Source organism: Agrobacterium larrymoorei, assembly GCF_013322225.1.
GTDB lineage: Bacteria > Pseudomonadota > Alphaproteobacteria > Rhizobiales > Rhizobiaceae > Agrobacterium > Agrobacterium larrymoorei_A.
Genome location: NZ_JAAMFB010000015.1, coordinates 15,576 through 36,244 on the forward strand (window position 1 = coordinate 15,576; position 20,669 = coordinate 36,244).

The following is a 20,669-nucleotide window of genomic DNA, read 5'->3' on the forward strand; positions in this document are numbered from 1 at the left end:
TTATTATTTTGTTCTCAAACAAAAATGGCGGAAGGGCAACCCTTCCGCCATCAGATTTCAACAGAACAAGTGTTTCTTATTGGCCGTAAACGTCGAAATCGAAATACTTGTCGTTGATTTCCTTGTACTTGCCATTGGCGCGGATGGCAGCGATTGCAGCCGTGAACTTGTCGGCCAACGCGGTATCGCCCTTGCGCACGGCAATGCCCGCGCCCTGACCGTTGATTTCCTCGTCAACAGGCATCGCGGAGAGGATCTTGCAGCATGCGCCTGCGTCCGACTTTACCCACTCTGAAAGAACGACGATGTCGTCGATGACGCCATCGATACGCCCGTTGGTTATATCGAGTTTATACTCGTCGGCCGTTGGGTAAAGCTTCAGCTCGGAATCGGCCAGATGCTTTTCCGCATAGTTTGCATGGGTAGTGGAGCCCTGCGCGCCGATGGTCTTGCCCTTCAGCTCTTCCACGGTCTTGACGGGAGAATCCTTCGGCACGGCGATTGCTGGCGGCGTGTTGTAATACTTCTTTGAGAAATCGACCTTCTCGAGACGCTCCGGCGTGATCGACATGGATGCAACGATGGCATCAAATTTCTTCGCCTGAAGTGCGGGGATGATGCCATCCCAGTCGTTTGTGACGAATGTGCATTCGGTCTTCATTTCTTCGCACAGCGCTTTTGCGATATCGATATCGAAACCGGTCAGCGTGCCGTCGGCCTGCAAAACGTTGAAGGGCGGGTAAGCGCCTTCAGTGCCGATCGTCAGTTTGTCCTGCGCCATGGAAGCGCCGGAGAAAAGCGACAGCGCAGCAAACGATGCAGCAGCAATGAAGCGGGTGGGAGTGAGCATTGCGATCCTCTCTGTTAGCCAATTCCGGTCGGCTTGTTTATATTTTCCGAACGGACATGTGTGTCGCACGTCTATAATCCCAATGGGTTATGACTGCGATTGAGGGATAGTCTTATCCTTGTCTAAAAAATGCAACATGAATGTTTTCCTTCCCGTCCCATACCGCAATTCGTCCACGAAATCGCCTCTTTCTGTTCATTTCCAGTACAGCCAAGCCTGTTCATGATCGGGAACAAGATAATGGTTCACGCGTTGTTAAGCGCCATTGTGCGCGGAGCAGTCCCGAGTGCCGCGGGACAGGCGATGACAATAATTGACGGCAAAGAGGAAGCGCCATGCTTAATAAAAATAAACTGCTGACCGGGGTGGTTTTCCCCCTGATGTCGATAGCGATTGCAGTAGACCCGGTTGTGGCAGCCAATATTTCGCAGGCTCATCTGTCCGAGCGCCCTGCCCAGCAGGCAAGTTTCGTGCCCGGCGAGGGAACGATAATCCTTGCGCAGGCGGAACAGCCAAATCCGGAGGAGCTTCCACGCAAGCGCCGTGAACAGTCGGGCGAAGAGCAGCAGCGCCAGCAACAGGAAGAGGCACCACGCCCCCGCCGTGAAGCCCAGCCTGAAGCAGCCCCCGAGCCACAGCAGGAGCGTCCGCGCCGCGAAGCACATCCGGAACAGCAGCAGGAACGCCCACGCCGCGAGCAGCAGCGTGAGCAGCCTCAGCCGGAAGCGGAAACCCAGCAACGCCAGCAGGAAGAGCCCGCCCCTCGCCCACGCCGCAATGCGCAGCCAGATGCAGCGCCCGCAGAGGCACAGCCGGAGCAGCAGCAGGAACGTCCGCGCCGCCAGCGTGAACAACAGCCGCAGGATGGCGAGAGCCAGCAGCGTCCCCGCCGCGATGCCCAGCCCGACGCGACAACTGGCGAAGCACAGCCAGAGCAACAACAGGAACGTCCTCGTCGCCAGCGCGATCAACAGCCTGCCGCCGACGGAGCCGAGCAGCAACAGCGCCAGGGCGAACGCCCGCGCCGAAACCAGGAAACCCAGCCCGCTGCGGGCGAAGCGACGCCTGAAAAGCCGGCTGTTCCGGAAACGAAGCCGGCTGCACCAGAACCTGAGGCAGGCAAGGCCCCTGTGCCCGCAGAGCCGCCAACCCCTGGACGCGCCCCTGCCCCCGCTGAACAGCCGAACCCCGCCCCGGGCCAGCAGCCTTCCGAACAGCCGCGCCCACCGCGCGGACAGAACGGCGAGCCTGCGCCTGCACCAGTGCCGGGCGCTCCGCCCGCAGCAGCAGACGGCGCAACAACCGGTCAGGCTCCGGCTGGCGAAGCCGTTCCTGCTCAGGTGGTAACGCCGCAGACTGAAGCGAAACCGATGACGAAGGAGCAGCTTGATAAGGCCCGCGCCATTGCGCAGGACCCATCCAAGTCTGCTGATACCGTTGTTTTGCCCGTAGACAAGGGTGCAGCGGTTCTCGATAGCGACAAGGAAGCCTATCGCAGCGGCAACGAGCAGCTTCGCGAACAGCGCCGTCGCGAACGCGAGCAGGTTCAGGACTTCAAGGTTCCGACCTCCGACGCCGAAGCGCAGGCTGCCGCCCGCCGTGATGGGGGAAACACGACGATCAACATTCAGAACATCACCAATGTTCAGGGTGAGCGCATCGATCGCCGTCCCGATTTCGATCGTCCAGACGGTGTTCGTGAATGGCGTCCGCGCGACATGCCGCGTGACCGCGACATGGGCGACCGCGTCTTCCTGCAGTTCGGCGACCGCGTCGTCGTTCGCGGCAACGACGATGACCGCTTCATCAGCGATGGTGCGAAGCCCTATTACGAGCGCCTGCCGGGTGACCGTTACCGCGAAACCATCGAGCGCCCGGATCGCACGCAGGTCGTCACCATCCGTAACCGCTACGGTGACGTGATCCAGCGTTCGCGTATCGATGCGCGTGGTCGTGAATATGTGCTGTTCTACGCACCGGAACTCGTCGACCAGCCGGACCGTGAATATGTTTATCGCGATCCGGGTCTCGACCTGCCGCCGCTGCGTCTGCGTATTCCCGTCAACGAATACATCATCGATACGTCTTCGGACGAGGACCGCGACTACTACCGCTTCCTCGAACAGCCGCCGGTGGAGCCAGTCCAGCGGGTCTACACGATGGATGAGGTTCGCTACTCAGCCCGCGTCCGCGATATGGTGCGCCGTATCGACCTCGATACGATCACCTTCGCGACAGGCAGTGCGGAAATTCCGATGAGCCAGGCGCAGTCGCTGCGCAAGGTCGCGGACGCCATCAACAAGGTCCTGCAAAACAATCCGGCAGAAACCTTCCTCATCGAAGGTCATACAGATGCTGTCGGTTCGGATGAAAGCAACCTCGTTCTGTCCGACGAGCGCGCGTCCTCCGTTGCCAGCGTGCTGACCGAAGTTTACGGCATTCCGCCGGAAAACCTCACGACGCAGGGTTATGGCGAACGCTATCTGAAGGTCCAGACACTGGGCCCGAGTCAGGAAAATCGCCGCGTAACCATACGCCGCATCACACCGCTGGTTCGTCCGGTAGCGCAGAACTGACGTCCGCATAGGAAACAAAAAGGCCCGAAAGCGACGCTGCTTTCGGGCCTTTTTCAATTGGTGCTCAGCGCTGGAACAAGGCAGAAGCCCCGCCCCTGATCACTCTTCGCCGGACTTCGGATTGTCCAGCAGCATGTAATCCAGCGGTAGTTCGGTCGTGTACTTGATTTGCTCCATGGCAAAGGCCGAGGAGACATCGCGGATTTCGATCTTCGCAATCATGCGCTTGTAGAAAGCGTCATAGGCCGCAATATCCGGCACAACGACGCGCAGCAGATAATCGACATCGCCGCTCATGCGGTAGAATTCAACGACTTCAGGGAATTCAGAAACGACTTCGGAGAAGCGCTTCAGCCATTCGATGGAATGCGACGCCGTGCGTATGGACACGAAAACGGTGACTTTCGTGTTCACCTTAACCGGATCGAGCAGGGCGACGCGACGGCGGATAACACCGTCCTCTTCCATTTTCTGAATCCGACGCCAGCATGGCGTTGTCGAAAGGCCCACCTTCTTTGCAAGGTCGGCAACAGCAAGGGTGGAGTCTTCTTGCAATATGCGCAGTATTTTACGGTCCAGGCGGTCCAATCAACTCTCCTCCAGAATTATTTTCCTCTGTTTACACTAAAAAAAAGAGAAAAAAAGAAATTTGTTTCAGATGAGGAGTCTTTCCACATCGCTGCGAAGTACGGGCAAAACTTCCCCATCAAACCACGGATTTTTCTTCAGCCACGCGCTGTTGCGCCAACTGGGATGCGGTAGCGGCAGAACCGGAAGACCGGTGTTGACGTATCGATAACTCCGCCAGTTCCGAACGGTCTCCGTCATCGTCTTCAGCCTCTTCTCCCGCAAATGCCAGGCCTGCGCATATTGGCCCACCGCTAGAACCAGCTCGATCTGCGGCATGGCATTTATAACGGCTTCTCGCCAGTGTGGTGCGCATTCCGAACGGGGAGGAAGATCGCTTCCCTTCTCATCGTAACCGGGAAAGCAGAAACCCATCGGCACAATGGCGAAGCAGTCGGCGTCATAGAATGTCTTGCGGTCTACATTCAGCCAATCCCTCAAGCGATCGCCAGAAGCATCATTGAACGGTAAGCCGCTTTCGTGAACGCGAAGCCCCGGGGCCTGCCCGGCAATCAGGATTTTAGCCTTGGCAGAAATAACCGCAACGGGACGTGGCTCATGTGGCAGGCGATGTTTCTCGCCCATTTGCGGAGCATCCCGGCAAAGCCGACATCGGGCAATATCCCGTCTCAGCTGCTCAAGCTGGTTTCCGTTCTGGAGCACATTTTCCGTCATGATTATTTCTACCACCCCACCAGATGGCGGAACAACTGAAGCATGCCGGCAAATGGCGTATCCATGTCAGCCGCCTTGTGCTCCCGCCGCCAATCCCTCGGCTGCTGAAAGTCGCCGCTCCAAATTCCGGCTCCCTTCGTTTTGGCTTCCGTCTGCTCCCTTGAAAACAGGAAATATTCCGTGGCAACTGCCAGTCCGGCAGCGACCATGCCGCCTGCCACATCCTGTCCGTTTGCCGAGCACCGCACCAGCAGGCGACCATATTTGTCCTTGCTGTTTCCTCTGCATTCTACCGATGCGGATTGCAGCAGGCTTTTTAGACGATCTCTGGCCGCATCACCGCAGGGCCAAACATCCTCACCTCTGAAACAGGTCTGGCGCAGTTCCGGTGCATCGATACCGATAAGGCGAAATCGCTGACCGTCGTGCGAAATCGTGTCACCATCGACCGCAGCGAACCGGCCGGTAAAGCGCTGCTCGCCGAAGCCGTCCAGCTTCGCCGTGATCAGCGCCCCGGCTACGACGATGGCCAGTGCGATCACGCCATCCTTCAACAGCCGAAACGGCCTGCCTGACTTTCGTCTCATGTAAGAACAAACCCTTTTCAGAAATGGCAAACAAATCCTTTCACGGCAGCATCTTCTTAATATTTTGCCGTTAGGCTGCAAGCGTCCCGTATTGGTTTCGTTGTGTATATGAGTAAGAGCGCCAGTATCACTGCCGACAAGAATATCGTCGACCGGTCTCGCACGCGGCGCAACAAAGCTGTGTTCGATACCGTCAAGTCGACACGCGAACGGCTGCAGTACGGACCCGTGGCAACGAGCGCTTTTGAGCGGGACATGCTGCAAATGCATGTGGCGGAGACGCTGCAGGGGGCGACGATCATGCCCCTTTTCATCACTCTGGCGACGGTTGTCGGCGTCTACATCAGCCGCGACGTCCAGATCGTCGGCTGGACGATCCTCGCGCTCAGCGCCCATGCTCTCACGATTTTTTTTGCACGAAAGGCATCACGCCAGGAGATGACTGCGGCCAGCGCGCCCCGCTGGCACAATACGTTTCTGGCGGCGCAGATCATCGTCGGTTTGATCTGGGCGATCTTCGCCGTGCAGCAGATGCCGACAAACGACCACGCCCTGTTGATGTTCTACAAGGGCGCGACCCTGTTGATCGCGCTTTCGATCACGGCAATGTCGAACTTCATGTTGCGAAAAGCGACGTTGATGACATTTCTGCCGGTGCTCATGGCGCTCAGCGTCATGGCGGCGATTTCCCGCGACCCCATGGATATCGGTCTGGCGCTGATGTTTGCCATGGCCATGCTGTTTTGCCAGCATGTCACCAAGCGGCTACATCTTTCCAGCATCAAGCTTTTGTCGTTCCAGTCCGAGAAGGACGACCTTATCGCGGAGCTTGAAGTCGCAAAGTCCATGTCGGACGAGGCACGAAGGCGTGCGGAAGAAGCCAACATGGCCAAATCCCGCTTTCTCGCCTCCATGTCTCACGAATTGCGAACCCCGCTCAACGCCATTCTCGGCTTCTCCGAGGTCATGGCCTCCGAGGTTCTCGGACCGCTGAACAATCCGTTATACAAGGAATACTCCGGCGATATTCACCGCTCCGGCCAGCACCTTCTGGATCTCATCAATGAAATTCTCGACCTGTCCCGCATCGAGGCCGGTCGATACGAGCTTCATGAAGAGGCGGTGTCGGTTCTGGAAATTGCAGAAGACTGCGTAGGGATGATCCAGTTGCGCGCACGGGCCAAGAACATCGGCATCCGGCAGCAGTTCGAAGGAAGCCTTCCGCATGTGTGGGCCGATGAGAAGGCAATACGTCAGGTCATTTTGAACCTTCTGTCGAACGCCGTGAAATTCACGCCACAGGGGGGCGAAATTTCCATAAAGGCAGGCTGGACGGCTCGCGGTGGACAATATGTGTCGATCAAGGACAACGGCCCAGGTATTCCGGAGGAGGAAATCCCGGTCGTCCTTTCCGCCTTCGGTCAGGGTTCCATCGCCATCAAAAGCGCCGAACAGGGCACAGGTCTCGGCCTTCCCATCGTACAAGCGATTCTCGCCAAGCATGACGGTCAGTTCCTGCTCAAATCAAAGCTGCGCGAGGGCACCGAGGTCATCGCGATCCTGCCTGCCAAGCGGGTATTGCAGAGCATTCCCGCTGTTGAAGACGTGCAGGTGGTTCAGCCTCGCAAACGATCTTTCGCGTAACGCATATCCCTATCCAGCAGCGAGCATCGTGCGCCCGCTGCCGACACCGGCCTTCATCTTCAACGGCGGTGTCGTATCGAAAAACGCCGAAACTGAAACAAGCTAGCACCCCTAGCAAGAATTTGTTCACCAAATTTATTTAGGATTCCTGAGGATTGCCGCAGATCGCGGCCGCTGAAGGTGCAGGTTCAGGTATGGCGTATGTTTCCCTTCCGCGTCGCTTGGTGACGTTGCTGATGATGTCCACGGTGATCGTGTCGTGTTCGGCGGAGGGGCTTGTACCTCCCGCCGAAGTCGACGGCCAAACGCGCGTCAGCTCCATTCATTCATCCAACCAGCGGAATTACAACGCCGCTCCGCCAGCAGCAGTTCAGTTTTCCCAGCCGGATGAGAGCGTGGCGCTGTCGCAACCCATGCCATCCTACAGCGCCCCTTCCCGCGATCCATTGCTGAACGGCGCATCGGGTCAGCAATATTCGACGCTCGATGCACAGCAGGCACGTCTGAGCGGCGGGCAGGCAACGTCAAGTGAGATGTCGGAAGCGATGGCGGAAGGAGATTCCGGCGTCAACATGGATGAAGGCCTCGGCGTTTCGCCGGGTCGCAGTCTGGCAGAAGAGCAGGATATCGACATTTCCGCCGATGCCCCTCCTGCCTCGGCTATGGGCAGCCAGCGCTCATCGCCAGGTCTTCCCGCTCAACAAGGTCAGTCACGCCTCATTCCGCCACCGGAGCCAGGTCAATCACGCCGCGCGCCCGTTCAGGACGTTGCCATGCTGATGCCGCAAAACCCGATGCAGGAAAACCGGATGTCGCAACCTCCGGGCATGATGCCGCAATCGGAAATAGCTTGCCGCACAGAGCTTCGCAGGCTGGGCGTCGCGTTTCGCGATGTGGCCCGGATCGCTGATGGCCCGACCTGCGGCATCGATTACCCTATTGAACTGAGCGGGCTGGCAAGTGGAGTATCAGTACGTCCTGCGGTGAAGCTCAACTGCCAGGTGACGCTCGCCTTCGCCAAGTGGGTAAAGTTCGAGCTCGTCCCGTCCTCGCGCTTTCGCTACCTATCGGGCGTGGAGAGGATCACGCCGATGGGCGGCTATTCCTGCCGCAAGATGAATTCCCGTTCCAGCAATCCCTGGTCGGAACATGCGCGTGGCAACGCCATCGATATCGGTACGATCACACTTAAGAACGGCAAGGAAATCGACGTTCGCAAGAAGAGCTTCTTTGCCTTCCGCGAAAAGGGATTGCTGAAGGCGGTCCGCAGCGATAGCTGCAAATATTTCTCAACGGTTCTTGGGCCGGGCAGCGACCCGAACCACTGGAACCATTTCCATTTCGATCTGCGAACCCGCAAGTCAGGCTATCGCCACTGCAATTGAACTCTCATAGGCGAGCGTGATTTCTTGGATATTATCTCTAATCTCCATGCACACTTTCGCGCGCCATGCGTTATATGCTTTCGAACTGGCTCGTGTTGAAAGATCCCCTATGAATTCTTCCAGGAAATCCATTGTTTCTATTCGAGATTTGACGAAGTCCTACGCCAACGGTTTTCAGGCCCTGAAGGGCGTAAGCCTCGATATCGAGGAGGGAGAGATACTTGCGCTTCTCGGCCCAAACGGTGCTGGCAAAACCACGCTGATCTCCATCATTTGTGGTCTGGTCAATCCCAGCGGCGGTACCGTGCTGGTTGGCGGCAATGATGTGGTCAAGAACTTCCGTGAGACGCGGGCGCTGATCGGGCTTGTTCCGCAGGAATTAACGACCGACCAGTTCGAAACCGTCTGGAATACGGTATCCTTTTCTCGCGGGCTTCACGGACAGAAGAAGAATCCTGCCCTGATCGAGCGCATCCTGAAATCGCTGTCGCTCTGGAACAAGAAAGACAACATGCTGCGCGAGCTTTCCGGCGGCATGAAACGTCGCGTGCTGATCGCCAAGGCTTTGGCGCATGAGCCGAAGGTGCTGTTTCTGGATGAGCCCACGGCGGGCGTGGACGTCGCACTGCGTCGCGACATGTGGAAAGTGGTGGAGGAGCTGCGTGAAACCGGCGTCACCATCATTCTGACGACCCATTACATCGAAGAGGCCGAAGAGATCGCCGACCGCGTCGGCGTCATCAACAGCGGCGAACTTCTCTTGGTGGAAGAAAAAACAGCGCTGATGCAAAAGCTTGGTCGAAAGCAGCTTTCACTCGAACTGACCGAGCCCGTACAGGCTCTGCCGGAAAGCCTCGCGCCTTTCAATCTGGAACTGTCAGAAGACAGATACAGGGTGACGTACGAATATGACGGCAACGGCGAACATAACAGCATTGCCGATCTGCTTTCAGCCCTTTCGGCGGCCGGTATGCATTTCAAGGATATTTCGACACGCCAGAGCTCGCTGGAAGATATCTTCGTCGCGCTGGTAGGAGGACAGAAATGAACTTCGAAGCCATAAAGTCCATCTACCTTTTCGAAATGGCACGCACGCGCCGCACGCTGCTGCAGAGCGTTGTTTCTCCTGTGATTTCAACCTCGCTCTACTTCATCGTGTTCGGCACCGCGATCGGCTCGCGCATTCAGGAGGTGGAAGGCGTATCTTACGGTGCCTTCATCACGCCCGGCCTTATCATGCTTACACTCCTCACGCAGTGCATCGGCAATGGGTCATTTGGCATCTATTTTCCGAAGTTCACCGGAACGATCTACGAGATCCTGTCCGCACCTGTCTCCATGACGGAAATCCTTGCCGGCTATGTCGGCGCGGCTGCGACGAAGGGGTTGATGATCGGCACGATCATTCTGATCACGGCATCGTTCTTCGTCGATGTTTCGATTGCCCATCCATTCATGATGATACTGTTCTTCGTGCTGACGGCAGTCAGTTTCAGTCTGTTTGGGTTCATCATCGGCATTTGGGCGAGCAATTTCGAGCAGTTGAATCTCATTCCCATGCTTGTCGTTCCGCCGCTTACCTTTCTTGGGGGCAGCTTTTATTCGATCAACATGCTGCCGCCCTTCTGGCAAACGGTCAGCCACTTCAACCCAGTCCTCTATTTGATCAGCGGCTTCCGCTGGAGCTTTTATGAGATAGCAGACGTCAACCCCTTGATCAGCCTCGTAATGATTTCGCTCTTCCTTGCCGCTTGTCTGGGTGTCGTCGGCTGGATGTTCAAAACTGGCTACAAACTAAGAAACTGACGTTTCACGACGGCAAAAAACTGGCAGCTGTGAGGCTGCCAGTTTTTCTCTGTTGAGACGATTTTAATCGTCGCTGTTATCATTACCGCGTCCGCCACCATCGTCGTCGCCACCACCGTAGCCGCCGCCGTGACCACCACCATGGCCGCCCCCGCCATGGCCACCACCATGGCCTCCACCGCCATGGCCGCCACCACCATGGCCGCCACCGCTGTGACCTCCGCCACCGTAGCCGCCGCCTTCATGGCCGCCACCGCCGTGGCCTCCACCGCCGTGGCCTCCGCCGCCGTGGCCTCCACCACCGTGGCCGCCGCCTTCATGGCCGCCACCGCCGTGACCGCCGCCGCCGTGGCCTCCACCACCGTGACCGCCGCCGCCGTGGCCTCCACCGCCGTGTCCGCCGCCACCATGGCCGCCACCGCCGTGACCGCCGCCACCGTGACCGCCGCCACCGTGACCGCCACCACCATGACCTCCGCCGCCATGGCCTCCGCCGCCATGGCCGCCGCCACCATGACCGCCACCGCCGTGGCCACCGCCACCGCCGTTGTTTCCGCCGCCAGGATTACCACCGCCGCCGGGATTGGTGCCTCCGCCAGGATTACCAGGGTTCGGATTGTCCCCTCTGTCGTTGTCTCCACCGCGGTTTTCATCGAAAGACGCTATTGTCGCAGTCGGCCGGCAGAGAAGTGTCCACTCCAGAGTCCCAGGCCTCATTCGCTCGCATCGTTCGGGACGCGTGGTTTGTGCTGATGCCAGCGCGGTGCTGGAGAGCAAGATTGCAATACACGAAAACACAGTTGTTATCTTACTGCTCATTGGATTTCCTCCCTTATTGGCAGTTCATGACCGCATTTTGGAGGCTACATTAAGGGAAAGTTATCCACAATATACTTATATACTGTGATTATTTCGTACTATAGACTTGACTATAATTATTAATAGCTAGATTCGCGTGGATACTATTCGAAAGCATTATCCATTTACGAGCATTATTTTCTAATTTTAGTTGCTTTTCGTCACATTCAAGGTGTCGATTTTTGCCCGCCGGATATTTGTTGCATTCGCAAATTTTCCCGATTTGGCACACATCCCAAGGGGCTACGTTAATTTTTTTTTGAAATTTTGGGCTAATCATGCCATTAGGTGAGCGTTGGCGTATTTTAAAGGTGCTTTTTAGTTCGAGTACGACGGTTCGTCGGGTCACCTGTTTTGGATGCCGTATTGTAAATGAATGAAGTGGGCAGGGTGAACTCGACCTGAAGCAAGATATGCTTTCAGGCTACCTTGAAGGAACTGACGTATTCATGAAACTATCTGTTTTGGCATTCGCTCTTCTGGGCGCGGCGTCGTTTGGCGCTTTTTCTTTTGCTGGCGAATTGCCCGCCACGCGTTCCATTGCTTCACCGGAAGGTTTTTCCTCCGCCTGCCAGCGCTACGGTTGGCTCTGTTCCTCTAAAGGAGGATCGAAGATTTCCGATGAAAACGCTCTTGCTCTTATCAAGAACGTCAATCGGAAAATGAATTCCTCCATTCGCCCTGTGGAAGATCGTGTCGTTTACGGCCGGGCCAGCTACTGGGCGCTTCCGAAGGACGGGCGAGGTGATTGCGAAGATTACGCCATCGCCAAGACCAAAGCGCTTCTGGATGCCGGGTTCCCCGCGAACAGAATGTCCATCTCCGTCGTGCTGGATCGAGCCGGAAACAACCACGCGGTTTTGCTGGTTAAGATAGCCGATGGCGAATATGTGCTCGACAATCTGACCAACTCCATCAGATCCTGGGAAACCACGGGCTACACCTATCTTGCTCGACAGAAATACGAGAACAAGGCCGCATGGGAAGTCGTTCTGGCTGGCCCTCGCGCAAAACAGTTCAACGAAATCTGACGTCGTTGCGCGGCCTTATCGGTCGCGCAATCTCAGCTCGTCAGTTTGCATTTGCATCGACCCCAGCGTCGAAATGAAGGTCATACCGAGCAGGCTCTGATCCAGTTGACCATCCTGCGTGACCAGAGCCGAAATATTGCGCCGGACGATAGGTCCGATTGCGATTTCCGAAAGCCGGACCGGTGCCGCCGATGTGCGCCCGTTGGCGGTCATCACCGACACCGTGTAGCTTAGATTATCCGGGCTTATGCCCACGGTTTCCGCATCCGCATGCGAGAGCACCACCGAACTTGCACCCGTATCGACCAGCATATGCACTTCCGCACCGTTGATCATGGCGTTGGTCTCGAAGTGCCCGCTCATCGATTTGCTGAGCACGACTTCCTGCTCGCCCCCTTGCGTGGTGACGACAACCGCGCGCCCGGGCATCAAACCCGCGATGAGGCGGTCACCAAATTGCTGAAAGTCGTAGCGGTAGAGATAGGCTGAAACCAGACCCAATATAATGACTAGCCAGATCGCCATCTGCCGTAAGACCGTTGCAAAGCCGCCGCGGTTGCCTGCCAGTATGCCGACGGACAGCAGCCCTGCTATTGGTAGCAGATATAGTGCTTGCCCGAATTGCTCGTTACTGATGCCGAAGGTCTGGCCGCTATCGTGGTTGATGACAAGCAATACGAGGCCGATGCCGAGGAACAGAAGCACGAAAGTCAGCTTGCTCATGCCGAGACATTCTCCGAATGGTGACATTGGGCATTCATGCGGCCTGGGAGGTCGAGCATGATTTTTTGCCGCTCGGCATCGCTATAGGCAGCCCAACCCATGATCTCCTGTATGGATCTATGGCAACCGACGCAGAGGCCGGTATCGTCATCAAGCAGGCAGACGTGAATGCAGGGTGTTTCCATGTCTCTCTATATCTGTGGTTCACGCTATGAGAGCAAGTGCGACAAACATCACGATCTCCGTGATCTGCTGTGTAGCGCCGATCGTGTCTCCGGTATGCCCTTCGATCCTGCGAAGGCAAAGACGATTGAAAATGTAAGTCGCCAGCAAGGGGGCAGCGAGCGCGATCACCACCGGCAAAACGGGCAGAGCCGGAAGTGTCAGGAGCAGGCTCATCACGGCTGCGATTATGAGCGCACGGTTGCGTTCTGCTTCTCCGGGCTGACCGGCGGATGCAGCAACCCCGGCCTCTCTTGCACCAGGAAGCGCCTGCCAATGCCAGACCATGGCGCCACGGCTCAAGCAAGCGACGGCAACCATGCAGCAAGCCGCTGCCACAGGCGAAAGCTCGCGAATAAGTACGGCCAATGCTGCTGCACGAATGAGAAAAGAAAAACAGAGTGCCACCGCCCCATAGGTGCCGATACGGCTGTCCTTCATGATCTCCAGAGCGCGCTCCTTGCTTCGTCCACCACCGAAGCCGTCGGCGGTATCTGCCAGTCCGTCCTCGTGTAATGCGCCGGTCAGGGCAATCGATGCGCCGACAGCTATGGTTGCGGATAGAAGCGGGTCGGCACCATATTGGCCCAGAAGGAAAATCAGGAGCGCTGATGGCAGTGTAATCATGACACCGGCAACCGGGAATACCCCAGCGGTTCTGGTCATAGTGCTATCGTGATTTTCGAAAAAGATATCATTTACGGGAATGCGACTGAGGAAGCCGAGTGCGCGCATGACATCCGTCAGAAAATCGCCTTGCTTCATGGTTTCTCCCGTTGCCCCGGCAATGCTTTAAGCGACGCAAAACCACGGCACATGGCTTGCGATATGCTTTAGAGGTTGTTCCCCCGCGCATCCCCTATTATGAGAAGCGCAACAAAGACCGATTTGCCGGAAAACACAAGCGTCCGGCTGCACCAGAAAGACCGATATCATGAGCATGAGCGGATTGCCCTTCGACGATTTTCGCACCCTGCTGCGCGACCTGCCCGGCCCGGACACCTACGCGCTGGTTGCCGCGAAGGAGCGCAACGCGCAACTGACAAAGCCGAAGGGTTCGCTCGGACGCCTCGAGGAAATCGCCATGTGGCTGGCGGCGTGGTCCGGTCGCGCACCTGCGGTCAACCGTCCGCTGGTGGCGATCTTCGCTGGAAACCACGGCGTCACCCGCAATGGCGTAACGCCCTACCCGTCTTCGGTCACGCAGCAGATGGTGGAAAACTTTGCCGCTGGAGGCGCAGCAATCAACCAGATTTGCGTCGCGCACGATCTCGGCTTGAAGATTTTCGATCTGGCGCTCGATTACCCAACCGGCGACATCACCTGTGAAGATGCCCTTTCGGAGCGCGATTGCGCAGCGACCATGGCTTTCGGCATGGAAGCGATTGCCGGTGGCACTGATCTCCTGTGCATCGGAGAAATGGGCATCGGCAACACCACCGTTGCAGCCGCCATCAATCTGGCGCTGTATGGCGGCTCTGCGGAAGACTGGACCGGTCCCGGCACCGGCTCTGAAGGTGAGGTCATGGCGCGCAAGATCGCAGCCGTGAAAGCCGCGGTCGAATTCCACAAGGACCATCTGTCCGATCCGCTGGAAATCATGCGTCGCCTCGGTGGCCGTGAAATCGCTGCCATGGCGGGCGCGATCCTTGCCGCCCGCGTCGAGAAAATTCCGGTGCTGATCGATGGTTACGTTGCGACCGCGGCCGCGGCGCTTCTAAAGGCTGCAAATCCTGCGGCACTCGACCATTGCCTCATCGGCCATGTCTCCGGCGAACCGGGTCATATGGCTGCCGTTGAAAAGCTCGGCAAAACGCCTCTTCTCGCGCTCGGCATGCGGCTGGGCGAAGGCACTGGTGCTGCGCTTGCGGCAGGCATCGTCAAGGCTGCTGCCGCCTGCCATTCCGGCATGGCAACCTTCGCGCAGGCCGGTGTCGATATCGGCACCGCACAGTGAGGGATGCCAATGGACGACCTTCCTAACAGACTGCCGCCGGAGCCAGTCTTCCGCAAGGAAACCGGCTTCAAGCATCTGTTCGCTGCGGCACGCTATTCGATGCAGGGGTTCGAGCGTCTTTGGAAAGAGGCGGCTTTCAGGCATGAGGTTCTGGCGTTCGGAGCAGGATTGATGATCCTTGGCCTCGTCGGCGTCCCCTTTGCCCACTACCTCATCTTCGTCGTGCTGATGTTGCTGCTATTCTGCGTCGAGGCGCTCAACACCGCCATCGAGGAAATTGTCGATCGCGTTTCACCGGAATTTTCCAGTGCCGCCCGGAATGCAAAAGATCTCGGCTCTTTCGCCGTCTTCTGTCTGCTTCTGGCGAATGGCGGCTTCGTGCTCTATTCGCTGATTTCCACGCTGTTCTTCGCAGCAGCGCCAATCTGAACGGTGAAACAAAAAAGGGCGCCGCAAGCGACGCCCTGATAAAGCATTCGAATGCCGTTTACGCCGCGCGTGATAGTGCCTGAGGTGCAGCGGCCCCACCCAGCTTGAAGCGGGACAGAAGCGAACGCAGCTGCCTGCTTTCCTCCGCTAGCGTCTGGCTCGCAGCTGTGGTTTCTTCGACCATCGCCGCGTTCTGCTGCGTCATCTGGTCCATGTGATTGACGGAGGTGTTGATCTCCTGAAGACCCGTTGCCTGTTCACGCGCCGCAGTGGCGATGCCGTTCACATGGCCGTCCACGCGGTTGACGAGAGCAACGATCTCTTCCAGCGCCGTACCGGTCGAACGAACGAGCGAAACGCCGCCATTCACGTGTTCGGCAGAGCTGTTGATCAGCGACTTGATCTCCTTCGCCGCATTGGCTGATCGCTGAGCGAGCTCGCGAACTTCCTGTGCGACGACGGCAAACCCACGACCAGCTTCCCCTGCCCTTGCGGCTTCGACACCTGCGTTGAGAGCAAGCAGGTTCGTCTGGAACGCAATCTCGTCGATAACACCGATGATCTGGCCAATCTTAGCAGACGACTCCTCGATCCGGCTCATCGCCTCTACGGCGTTGCGAACGATGTCGCCAGAGCGGCCCGCGCTGTCCTTCGTTTCGGTCACCATCTGGCGTGCCTCGTTGGCTCGGTCGGATGCCGTGCGAACGGTAGCGGTGATTTCCTCCAGCGCGGCAGCGGTCTCTTCCAGTGCGGCAGCCTGCTGTTCAGTGCGGCGGGAAAGATTTCCGGTCGCCTCGCTGATATCGGATGCACTATCGTTGACGACATGGCTTGTGCGGGCAATACCCTCGATCACATCGTGCAACGCGCCGATTGCGCTGTTGAAGTCATTGCGCAGCTTGTCGTAATCGGCTCCGATGTCCCGAACCTGAACGGTAAGGTCGCCCCTTGCCAGACCTTCAAGCGCATGGGCAAGCTGGTCCATAGCATTGGCCTGTCGGTCGGAAGCCGACCGCATCGCTTCTTCGTTACCGCGACGGGTTTCTTCGAAAGCATGCTGCTGTTCGGCTTCACGCTGTTGCAACTGGCTGCGCTCGTTGACCGAGTTGCGCAGAACGAGCAGCGTCTGCGCCATCGCTCCGATTTCGTTGCGGCGATCCGTGAAGGGAACGTCCGCATGACCATTGCCGTCCGCGATCTTGCGCATGCTGCCCTTCAGAGCGACGATGGGCAGTGTGACGCTGCGCACGACGAAAGTGCCAGCCGCAAGCACCACGAATGCACTGACGAGACAAATACCAGCCATCCAGGCAGCGGCCTTCCAGAATGCAGCCTTTAGGTCATCTGTATAGACGCCTGTGCCGACCACCCAACCCCATGGAGCAAAACCAGCGACATAGGAGAACTTCTCGACAGGGTCCGGCGAGCCGGGCTTCGGCCAGTAGTAATCGACATAGCCCTTGCCGCTCGCTTTCACCGTATTGACGAACTCCACGAACAGATGTTTGCCGTTCGGGTCTTTGTTCTGGGTGAGGTCGTTGCCGTTCAGCTCAGGCTTGATCGGATGCATGACCATCTTCGGACCCATATCGTTGATCCAGAAATAGCCGTTGCCATTATCGTAGCGCATGGCGGCAATGGTTGCCTTGGCCTGCTGCTGCGCCGCCTCCCGCGTCAGAGTGCCGTTTTGCTCCATACGATAATATTGGTCAAGAATACCGATGCTCGTGAGGGTCATCGATTCAAGTCCAGTTTTACGTTCCCGCTCCATCCCCTGGTAACTGTTAAACAGACTAGACGTAAGAGCAGCCGCCATTATCACAAGAAACAAAGCGACGAGCGCATAAAGGCGCATTGAAATCGTTAAATGTTTCATCCCGGTGACCACTTTATTTTGTTAAGACACCAAGACAGCATAAAATGAAAAGCTTTATTATGGATAAATTATAATTAGTCGAAACTAAAATTAAAGTTATAAACTAATACGTGTTTTTTATAGTCATGGGATGGAATTAAGACATCAGGAAAAGTGTAAAGACACACAGAGTTGAAATACGTCAATTTCATAACTGGCGATCTTTGGAATAAAAAGGATCGTTGCTTGAGATGATGGCGAGACCCGTTTTCGATAAACAAGCGTTAATGATACGGGTTTATCGTTATGGGCCATATTCAATCAGTGAAGAGGCGCACCATGGCGAAGCCGACCTTCCGCTTTACGCATTACGACCTGAAGCAACTGCGCAGCGGCACCGTGATCGAGGTCTCTTTGAATGCAGTCAACAATGTGCGCTTGATGACGGCGGGGAACTTCCAGCGGTTTACGGAAATGCTGGATTTCAAATATCTCGGCGGCGTGGCGAAGAAATCGCCGATCCGTCTGGCGATACCCGAAACGGGCCTGTGGCATCTCATCGTGGATGAGGAAGGCCATAACGGACTGGCGGAATCGGCAGTAAAGATGCTGCCCGCGAAGGCAGCCATAGCGCAGCCTTTGCGCAAAGCATCCTGATCAGTGACCGTTTCGCTCCCGGCGCAGCTTCGCCCACCAGTCCAACCGCTTGCGTATATCGCGCTCGAAGCCGCGATCCGGCGGATCGTAAAAGGTGGTGCGACCCATCTTTTCCGGGAAATAATCCTGCCCTGAAAACGCATCCGGCTCATCGTGATCGTAACGGTAGCCATCCCCATACCCCTCGCCCTTCATGAGCTTTGTTGGAGCGTTCAGAATGTGCTTCGGCGGCAGCAGCGAGCCATTTTCCTTTGCTGCCCGCATCGCGCTTTTGTAAGCCGTGTAGACCGCGTTGGACTTCGGCGCGGTGGCGAGATAGACGCAGGCCTGCGCCAGCGCCAGCTCTCCCTCCGGTGAACCAAGATAATCATACGCATCTTTGGCCGCGTTGCAGATGACCAGCGCCTGCGGATCGGCCAGGCCGATATCCTCCACCGCCATCCGCACCAGCCTTCGCCCCAGGTAAAGCGGATCTTCACCCGCATCCAGCATACGCGCCAGATAATAAAGTGCAGCATCCGGGTCCGAACCGCGCACGGACTTATGCAGCGCCGAGATCAAATTGTAATGGCCATCCTGGCCCTTGTCATAGACAGGAGCCCGTCGCTGGACGATGCGCGTCAGGCCTTCGGTGTCGAAAATCTCGCCTTCTCTCGCGGCACGCCACACCTCCTCCGCCAGCGTCAAGACCGCACGACCATCGCCATCCGCCATGCGGATCAGCGACGCGCGCGCATCCTCATCCAGCGGCAGCGGCCTGCCTTCCGTTTCTTCTGCCCGTTTTAGCAGCTCCGAAAGGCTCTCTTCGTCATGCGGTTTGAAGGTCAGAACCCGGGCGCGTGAAAGAAGAGCGGCGTTGAGTTCGAAGGATGGATTTTCAGTCGTCGCGCCGACAAGAATAATCGTGCCGTCCTCCATCACCGGCAGAAAGCTGTCCTGCTGGGCGCGGTTGAAGCGATGGATTTCGTCCACAAACAGCAGCGTCTGCCGCCCATTCATCCGGCGGGTACGCGCCGACTCAAAGACTTTCTTGAGATCGGCGACGCCTGAAAAGATCGCCGAGATTTGTTCGAAGGCCAGCCCGGCTTCCCCCGAGAGCAGACGCGCGACGGTCGTCTTGCCCGTTCCCGGTGGCCCCCAGAAAATCATGGAACCAAGCGAGCCGCTTTCGATCATGCGGCGCAGCACGCCCTCTTCGCCTGTCAAATGCGGTTGCCCGGTGACCTGCAAGAGCGTCGTCGGGCGCAACCGGTCTGCCAGAGGCCGCCGGTTGGCGACCTCCGCAGGAATTTGCGGAGCGAAGAGATCGCCGCTCATCGCAGGAACTGCCGCAGACGTTGACCGTCGCGGATGATTTCCACGCGCCAGAAGCCGGGAGTGTCTTTCAAGGCCGTTTCCATATGCTCTGTCGTATCGACATCGGATCCGTTCAGCGACACGATGATGTCCTTGGGCTGAAAGCCGACGCGGGATGCAGGCGAATTACGCGCGACTTCCGTTATGACAACGCCCGTGGAGCTCGGAGGCATACGCAATTCATCCGCCAGTTTCGGCGAAAGATTTGCCACCGTTGCCCCTGCGAATGGATTACGGCCTTCCAGCAGACGCTCGTCCCGAGGTGCCGTTTCAGGCGCGGTATCGAGGGCAATGGTAACGGTCTTTTCCTGTCCCTTTTCGATCAAGGTAATCTTGGCAGATTTGCCGATACCTGCGGTCGTCAAGCGGTAGCCAAGTGCATCCGGGTGCTCCACCTCGATGCCGTTGACCGCCGTCACGACCTGGCCGGGTTCGATGCCAGCCTTTTCCGCCGGTCCACCCCTCACCACACTGACAACCAGAGCACCGCGCGCCCGTTTCAGGCCGAGCGCCTCGGCGACTTCAGACGTGACAGGATCGAAGGTCGCCCCGACATAAGGCCGCTGAAAGCTGCTGTCTCCCTTCTCGGCGGCGGCAAGGAAGACCTTCACGAGATTGGCGGGAATGGCAAAGCCGATACCGTTCGAGCCGCCACCGCGCGAAAAAATCGCCGTATTGATGCCGATCAGTTCTCCAGCCATGTTCGTCAACGCACCGCCGGAGTTGCCGGGGTTGATTGAGGCGTCCGTCTGGATGAAGAAACCGAAATCGCCCTGCGTCACCTGATTTCGGGCAAGAGCGGACACGATACCGCTCGTAACGGTCTGTCCGACACCAAACGGGTTGCCGATGGCCAGGACGAGATCGCCCACTTCGATAGCATCGGAATTGCCCAGTGGCAGCACCGGAAATTCCTCTTTGGCATCGATCTGCAGCACCGCAAGGTCTACGCGATCATCCTTCAACAATACCTTGGAGGAAAACTCGCGACCATCAGCCAGCGCAACCTTGATATCGTCGGCGCCGTCGATGACGTGATTGTTGGTCACCACCAGACCGCTGCCGGTGACGATAACACCGGAGCCGAGCGAGGATTGTTTCTCGGTGCGGTTCGGCAGTTGTTGACCGAAGAACTGTTCGAAGAAGGGATCGCCAGCGAAGGGAGATGCCCGTCGCTGGACGATACGTTCGGCGTAGACATTCACGACCGCGCCAGACGTGCGCTTGACGAGCGGCGCGAAGGAAAGCTGCATTTGGGCCTGACTGGAAGGCACGGATTTCGCATCCTGGGCCTGCGTGGTGACTGGCGCAACAAGCAGCGCCGCAAAGAGTCCGGTGACCAGATATTTCAACATGCGCTGCATGTGATTCCTCATCTTCATCAATATGATGGAGTTATAACGACTGAGCCTATAAATCAAACGGCGGCAA

20 protein-coding genes are annotated in these 20,669 nt (G+C 57.4%); 9 read left to right on the forward strand and 11 right to left on the reverse strand.

From position 1 onward, the window contains the following. Positions 1-76 precede the first annotated feature (76 nt). Complete coding sequence (locus G6L28_RS08305) at positions 77-850, reverse strand: ABC transporter substrate-binding protein (protein WP_174063322.1); 774 nt, start codon at positions 848-850, stop codon at positions 77-79. 335 nt (positions 851-1,185) lie between these two features. Here G6L28_RS08305 and G6L28_RS08310 point away from each other — a divergent pair, with 335 nt between their 5' ends. After that, positions 1,186-3,426: an OmpA family protein gene (locus G6L28_RS08310; protein ID WP_174063323.1), complete on the forward strand. Its 2,241-nt coding sequence runs from the start codon at positions 1,186-1,188 to the stop codon at positions 3,424-3,426. Between the two features lie 99 nt (positions 3,427-3,525). Here the strand turns inward: G6L28_RS08310 and G6L28_RS08315 are convergent, their stop codons facing one another. From G6L28_RS08315 to G6L28_RS08325, 3 genes are all read right to left on the reverse strand, one after another. Further along, entirely contained in the window at positions 3,526-4,014 is a 489-nt protein-coding gene (locus tag G6L28_RS08315; protein ID WP_003507846.1) for an Lrp/AsnC family transcriptional regulator, read from the reverse strand. Between the two features lie 66 nt (positions 4,015-4,080). After that, complete coding sequence (locus G6L28_RS08320) at positions 4,081-4,728, reverse strand: uracil-DNA glycosylase family protein (protein WP_174063324.1); 648 nt, start codon at positions 4,726-4,728, stop codon at positions 4,081-4,083. Positions 4,729-4,736: 8 nt separating this feature from the next. Next, positions 4,737-5,315, reverse strand: a complete 579-nt coding sequence (locus G6L28_RS08325) for a thermonuclease family protein (RefSeq protein ID WP_174063325.1) — start codon at positions 5,313-5,315, stop codon at positions 4,737-4,739. A gap of 108 nt (positions 5,316-5,423) precedes the next feature. Between G6L28_RS08325 and G6L28_RS08330 the strand changes: the two genes are divergently transcribed. The 4 genes from G6L28_RS08330 to G6L28_RS08345 all read left to right on the forward strand — a co-directional run bounded on the left by G6L28_RS08330 (position 5,424) and on the right by G6L28_RS08345 (position 10,150). Continuing rightward, complete coding sequence (locus tag G6L28_RS08330) at positions 5,424-6,959, forward strand: sensor histidine kinase (RefSeq protein ID WP_174063326.1); 1,536 nt, start codon at positions 5,424-5,426, stop codon at positions 6,957-6,959. Between the two features lie 194 nt (positions 6,960-7,153). Beyond that, the gene (locus G6L28_RS08335) at positions 7,154-8,344 is read left to right on the forward strand and encodes an extensin family protein (RefSeq protein WP_174063398.1); all 1,191 of its coding nucleotides are present in this window, start codon (positions 7,154-7,156) and stop codon (positions 8,342-8,344) included. Positions 8,345-8,453: 109 nt separating this feature from the next. Further along, complete coding sequence (locus G6L28_RS08340; protein WP_174063327.1) at positions 8,454-9,392, forward strand: ABC transporter ATP-binding protein; 939 nt, start codon at positions 8,454-8,456, stop codon at positions 9,390-9,392. Beyond that, the gene (locus G6L28_RS08345; RefSeq protein ID WP_174063328.1) at positions 9,389-10,150 is read left to right on the forward strand and encodes an ABC transporter permease; all 762 of its coding nucleotides are present in this window, start codon (positions 9,389-9,391) and stop codon (positions 10,148-10,150) included. The genes G6L28_RS08340 and G6L28_RS08345 overlap by 4 nt, the downstream gene beginning before the upstream one ends. A gap of 63 nt (positions 10,151-10,213) precedes the next feature. On the opposite strand, the gene G6L28_RS08350 is transcribed toward G6L28_RS08345, so the two are convergent. After that, positions 10,214-10,867, reverse strand: a complete 654-nt coding sequence (locus tag G6L28_RS08350) for a hypothetical protein (RefSeq protein ID WP_174063329.1) — start codon at positions 10,865-10,867, stop codon at positions 10,214-10,216. 590 nt (positions 10,868-11,457) lie between these two features. Between G6L28_RS08350 and G6L28_RS08355 the strand changes: the two genes are divergently transcribed. After that, positions 11,458-12,039 carry a transglutaminase-like cysteine peptidase gene (locus tag G6L28_RS08355; protein WP_234902506.1) on the forward strand — a complete coding sequence of 194 codons (582 nt, stop codon included), beginning with the start codon at positions 11,458-11,460 and terminating at the stop codon, positions 12,037-12,039. Positions 12,040-12,054: 15 nt separating this feature from the next. On the opposite strand, the gene G6L28_RS08360 is transcribed toward G6L28_RS08355, so the two are convergent. From G6L28_RS08360 to G6L28_RS08370, 3 genes are read right to left on the reverse strand one after another with little or no spacing between them, the layout of a single operon-like run. Beyond that, entirely contained in the window at positions 12,055-12,762 is a 708-nt protein-coding gene (locus G6L28_RS08360) for a retropepsin-like aspartic protease family protein (protein ID WP_174063331.1), read from the reverse strand. Further along, positions 12,759-12,947, reverse strand: a complete 189-nt coding sequence (locus G6L28_RS08365) for a DUF1289 domain-containing protein (protein WP_174063332.1) — start codon at positions 12,945-12,947, stop codon at positions 12,759-12,761. The genes G6L28_RS08360 and G6L28_RS08365 overlap by 4 nt, the downstream gene beginning before the upstream one ends. 19 nt (positions 12,948-12,966) lie before the next feature. Further along, positions 12,967-13,749 (reverse strand): adenosylcobinamide-GDP ribazoletransferase, encoded by a 783-nt coding sequence (locus G6L28_RS08370; protein ID WP_174063333.1) that lies wholly within the window; start codon positions 13,747-13,749, stop codon positions 12,967-12,969. A 169-nt stretch (positions 13,750-13,918) separates the two neighbouring features. Here G6L28_RS08370 and cobT point away from each other — a divergent pair, with 169 nt between their 5' ends. After that, entirely contained in the window at positions 13,919-14,941 is a 1,023-nt protein-coding gene (gene cobT / locus G6L28_RS08375) for a nicotinate-nucleotide--dimethylbenzimidazole phosphoribosyltransferase (protein ID WP_174063334.1), read from the forward strand. Positions 14,942-14,950: 9 nt separating this feature from the next. Beyond that, complete coding sequence (locus G6L28_RS08380) at positions 14,951-15,370, forward strand: diacylglycerol kinase (protein ID WP_174063335.1); 420 nt, start codon at positions 14,951-14,953, stop codon at positions 15,368-15,370. Between the two features lie 58 nt (positions 15,371-15,428). On the opposite strand, the gene G6L28_RS08385 is transcribed toward G6L28_RS08380, so the two are convergent. Continuing rightward, positions 15,429-17,246, reverse strand: coding sequence for a methyl-accepting chemotaxis protein (locus G6L28_RS08385; protein WP_174063336.1), 1,818 nt, complete (start codon positions 17,244-17,246; stop codon positions 15,429-15,431). Between the two features lie 318 nt (positions 17,247-17,564). Here G6L28_RS08385 and G6L28_RS08390 point away from each other — a divergent pair, with 318 nt between their 5' ends. Further along, entirely contained in the window at positions 17,565-17,882 is a 318-nt protein-coding gene (locus G6L28_RS08390) for a DUF1883 domain-containing protein (protein WP_174063337.1), read from the forward strand. Here G6L28_RS08390 and G6L28_RS08395 read toward each other — a convergent pair whose 3' ends face one another. Both G6L28_RS08395 and G6L28_RS08400 read right to left on the reverse strand, forming a co-directional pair. Further along, on the reverse strand, positions 17,883-19,199 hold the full coding sequence (locus G6L28_RS08395) for a replication-associated recombination protein A (protein ID WP_174063338.1): 1,317 nt from the start codon (positions 19,197-19,199) through the stop codon (positions 17,883-17,885). After that, entirely contained in the window at positions 19,196-20,602 is a 1,407-nt protein-coding gene (locus G6L28_RS08400; RefSeq protein ID WP_174063339.1) for a DegQ family serine endoprotease, read from the reverse strand. The genes G6L28_RS08395 and G6L28_RS08400 overlap by 4 nt, the downstream gene beginning before the upstream one ends. Positions 20,603-20,669: the final 67 nt, after the last annotated feature.

Excerpts from the sequence above, each read along its gene's own strand:
- G6L28_RS08305 (WP_174063322.1), bottom strand. The coding sequence starts at position 850 with ATGCTCACTCCCACCCGCTTCATTGCTGCTGCATCGTTTGCTGCGCTG.
- G6L28_RS08310 (WP_174063323.1), top strand. The coding sequence starts at position 1,186 with ATGCTTAATAAAAATAAACTGCTGACCGGGGTGGTTTTCCCCCTGATG.
- G6L28_RS08320 (WP_174063324.1), bottom strand. The coding sequence starts at position 4,728 with ATGACGGAAAATGTGCTCCAGAACGGAAACCAGCTTGAGCAGCTGAGA.
- G6L28_RS08325 (WP_174063325.1), bottom strand. The coding sequence starts at position 5,315 with ATGAGACGAAAGTCAGGCAGGCCGTTTCGGCTGTTGAAGGATGGCGTG.
- G6L28_RS08330 (WP_174063326.1), top strand. The coding sequence starts at position 5,424 with ATGAGTAAGAGCGCCAGTATCACTGCCGACAAGAATATCGTCGACCGG.
- G6L28_RS08335 (WP_174063398.1), top strand. The coding sequence starts at position 7,154 with ATGGCGTATGTTTCCCTTCCGCGTCGCTTGGTGACGTTGCTGATGATG.
- G6L28_RS08340 (WP_174063327.1), top strand. The coding sequence starts at position 8,454 with ATGAATTCTTCCAGGAAATCCATTGTTTCTATTCGAGATTTGACGAAG.
- G6L28_RS08345 (WP_174063328.1), top strand. The coding sequence starts at position 9,389 with ATGAACTTCGAAGCCATAAAGTCCATCTACCTTTTCGAAATGGCACGC.
- G6L28_RS08350 (WP_174063329.1), bottom strand. The coding sequence starts at position 10,867 with ATGAGGCCTGGGACTCTGGAGTGGACACTTCTCTGCCGGCCGACTGCG.
- G6L28_RS08355 (WP_234902506.1), top strand. The coding sequence starts at position 11,458 with ATGAAACTATCTGTTTTGGCATTCGCTCTTCTGGGCGCGGCGTCGTTT.
- G6L28_RS08360 (WP_174063331.1), bottom strand. The coding sequence starts at position 12,762 with ATGAGCAAGCTGACTTTCGTGCTTCTGTTCCTCGGCATCGGCCTCGTA.
- G6L28_RS08365 (WP_174063332.1), bottom strand. The coding sequence starts at position 12,947 with ATGGAAACACCCTGCATTCACGTCTGCCTGCTTGATGACGATACCGGC.
- G6L28_RS08370 (WP_174063333.1), bottom strand. The coding sequence starts at position 13,749 with ATGAAGCAAGGCGATTTTCTGACGGATGTCATGCGCGCACTCGGCTTC.
- cobT (WP_174063334.1), top strand. The coding sequence starts at position 13,919 with ATGAGCATGAGCGGATTGCCCTTCGACGATTTTCGCACCCTGCTGCGC.
- G6L28_RS08380 (WP_174063335.1), top strand. The coding sequence starts at position 14,951 with ATGGACGACCTTCCTAACAGACTGCCGCCGGAGCCAGTCTTCCGCAAG.
- G6L28_RS08385 (WP_174063336.1), bottom strand. The coding sequence starts at position 17,246 with ATGAAACATTTAACGATTTCAATGCGCCTTTATGCGCTCGTCGCTTTG.
- G6L28_RS08390 (WP_174063337.1), top strand. The coding sequence starts at position 17,565 with ATGGCGAAGCCGACCTTCCGCTTTACGCATTACGACCTGAAGCAACTG.
- G6L28_RS08395 (WP_174063338.1), bottom strand. The coding sequence starts at position 19,199 with ATGAGCGGCGATCTCTTCGCTCCGCAAATTCCTGCGGAGGTCGCCAAC.
- G6L28_RS08400 (WP_174063339.1), bottom strand. The coding sequence starts at position 20,602 with ATGCAGCGCATGTTGAAATATCTGGTCACCGGACTCTTTGCGGCGCTG.